This window comes from Nonomuraea sp. B5E05 (assembly GCF_039880665.1).
Lineage (GTDB): Bacteria > Actinomycetota > Actinomycetes > Streptosporangiales > Streptosporangiaceae > Nonomuraea.
The window spans coordinates 1-538 of sequence record NZ_JBDPMJ010000112.1; the positions used below are offsets into that span (position 1 = coordinate 1).

The 538-nt window shown below is 60.8% G+C and carries 1 protein-coding gene; it reads left to right on the forward strand.

All coding sequences use genetic code 11. From position 1 onward, the window contains the following. Positions 1-365: restriction endonuclease (locus tag ABGB01_RS46050; protein ID WP_347780664.1), on the forward strand; the 365-nt coding region annotated here is incomplete at its 5' end. Positions 366-538: the final 173 nt, after the last annotated feature.

The window sequence follows — 538 nt, forward strand, 5'->3', positions numbered from 1 at the left end:
AGGTGCGCCACCTCGGCGGACCGGGCGATGAAGGCATGGACGGGCTCATCCGCCAGGATCCGCTTGGCTTGGACGTGGTCTACGTCCAAGCCAAGCGCTACGCCGCCGACCGGACGGTGCAACGACCGGATGTCCAGGCCTTCGCTGGCGCTCTCCAGGGGGCCCAGGCGTCCCGGGGGATATTTATCGCCACCACCCGGTTTTCCCCAGGTGCCATCGATTTCGCCGAGAAGGTTCCCTCCCGAATTATCCTGATCGACGGCCGCCGCTTAGGAGAACTCATGGTCGCCTACGACTGCGGAGTCCAAGAAGCCCAGACCATCACCATCAAGAAGATGGACGACGACTTCTTTACCATGGAATAGGAGTCTGCGGAGGCATCGCCGCATTGACTACCTGATTCGTGCTCTCGGGTGTGTCAACTTAACGGCTGATGTTGGTTGTTGAGTGGTCAGTTATTACTCGGGGTGAGGCGTCCCTCGAAGGCGATCTGGAACGCGTTGAGCGGGGCCTTCCAGCGCATGGTCCATCGTTTGCG